General features: G+C 62.3%; 2 protein-coding genes. Both read left to right on the top strand.

The window, feature by feature from the left end; genetic code table 11:
- Positions 1-804: aldo/keto reductase (locus tag B3397_RS17725; protein WP_296252596.1), on the top strand; the 804-nt coding region annotated here is incomplete at its 5' end.
- Between the two features lie 10 nt (positions 805-814).
- Positions 815-2,115 (top strand): NTP/NDP exchange transporter (locus tag B3397_RS17720; RefSeq protein ID WP_296252594.1); only part of this gene is annotated, 1,301 nt, incomplete at its 3' end.

The following is a 2,115-nucleotide window of genomic DNA, read 5'->3' as shown; positions in this document are numbered from 1 at the left end:
CCATCCAGTGGTGAGGCACTGCCCGTCATCGGCCTGGGCACGTCGCAGACATTCAACGTCGATGTGGCCTCGGAGCAGATGGCGCCCTTGGAACAAGTCCTCAAGGCGTTTCTCGAGGGGGGTGGCAAAGTCATCGATACCGCGCCCAGTTATGGCGATGCCGAAGCCGTCAGCGGTGAGCTGGTCAAGCGGGCAGGGGGACGCGGCAAGGTTTTCCTGGCGACCAAGGTATCGTCCACTGGCCTGGACGCGGGTCTGCGCCAGATCGAGGCCAGCTTTGCTGCGCTGCAGACCGACAAGATCGATCTGATCCAGGTACACAACCTGCAAGACACCGCCACCCAGCTCAAATTGTTGCGGGAATTGAAGGAACAGGGGCGCATTCGTTACATCGGCATCACCCACTATGTCGAGTCCGCTCATGATGACCTGCTGGCGGTGCTGGCCAAGGAAAAGGTTGATTTCGTTCAGGTCAATTACTCCATTGGCGCACGCAATGCCGAAAAGCGCCTGCTGCCGTACTGCGCCGACAAGGGCATCGCCACCCTGATCAATCGCACCTATGAAGCGGGTCGCTTGTTCGCCAAGGTCAAGGGCAAGGCGCTTCCGGCTTGGGCACAGTCCGAACTCGATGCCACATCGTGGGCGCAGTTGATGCTCAAGTTCGTGCTCGCCAATCCGGCTGTCACCACTGTCATTCCGGCAACGTCGCAGCCAAAGTACATGCTCGACAACCTGCTGGCCGGCCAGGGCAGGTTACCCAATGCCCAACAGTTGCAGCGGATCGCCGCCGAATTCGCCTGAGGATCGCTGAATGAGCCAAGCCATTGCCCGCATGGGCCGGGCCATCAATGCCCGGCCTGGCGAACTGCTGCCTGCCGTGGCGGGGTTTGCGTTGTTCTTCTGTCTGTTCTGCGGCTATTTCATGCTGCGGCCCATCCGCGAATCCATGGGCATTCAGGGCGGCGTCGAGAACTTGCAATGGCTGTTCACCGCCACTTTCGTGGCCATGCTGATCGCCGTCCCGTTGTTCGGCTGGCTCAACTCCCGCGTCCCCCGGATGCATTACATCGACTGGGTCTACGGGTTCTTTTGCATCAATCTCGTGCTGTTCGCTGTGGCATTCACCAGCCTTGAAGACAGCGTGTGGTTGGCTCGGGTGTTTTACGTGTGGATTTCGGTCTACAACCTGTTTGTGATCTCGGTCGCCTGGAGCCTGATGGCCGATGTGTTCGATGGGCCCCAGGCCAAGCGCCTGTTTGCTTTCATTGCCGCCGGGGCCAGCGTCGGCGGTCTGGTGGGGCCGGCGATCAGTACGCTGTTGGTGGGCGCTCTGGGGCCGAGTGGGTTGGCGGTGATGGCAGCGGTGTTGTTGGCGCTGGCGGTAGCGCTCAAGCATTTTCTCATGGCCTGGCGGGCGACCGGAGGCGCAGGGCGACCCGGTGCCGAGCGCGCGGACAACCCGCGCAAACCCGTTCCGGGCAATCCGTTCAGCGGACTGACGCGCGTGCTGGGATCGCGTTATCTGCTGGGCGTTTGTGCATTCGTGGTGCTGCTGGCCACCGTGAGCACGTTTCTGTATTTCGAGCAGGCGAGGTTGGTCGCGCAGCTGTTTCCCAGTCGCGAAGAGCAGGTCAGGGTGTTCGGTATCATCGACTTCGTGGTGCAAGCCGGGGCGCTGACAGCGCAGTTGTTCATCACCGGGCGCCTGGCGCAGAAGCTGGGGCTGCCTACGTTGTTGGCGCTGGTGCCTGGCGTGGTATGTCTGGGCTTTATCGGCCTGGCGTTGGCGCCGACCTTCGCCATGCTGGCGGGGCTGATGATCGCGCGTCGTATCGGTGAATACGCGTTTGTGCGCCCGGGTCGGGAGATGTTGTTTGCGCCCTTGGACGCGGAGACCAAGTACAAAGCCAAGAACTTCATCGACACCGTGGTCTATCGTGGCGGCGATGCCTTCAGCGGTTGGGTCAAGAGCCTGCTCGACCTGCTCGGCCAGGGCGCCGTGCTGATCGCCGTGGTCGGCGCGCTGTGCGCCGCGACGTGGGCAGTGGTGGGATGGTACCTGGGCGGCAAGGCCGACCAAACCGAAACCCGCCCACCCCCTGTAGGAGCGGC

Origin of the sequence: Pseudomonas sp. UBA4194 (assembly GCF_002379585.1) — a bacterium.
Classification (GTDB): domain Bacteria; phylum Pseudomonadota; class Gammaproteobacteria; order Pseudomonadales; family Pseudomonadaceae; genus Aquipseudomonas.
This window is presented reverse-complemented; position numbering and strand designations above follow the sequence as displayed.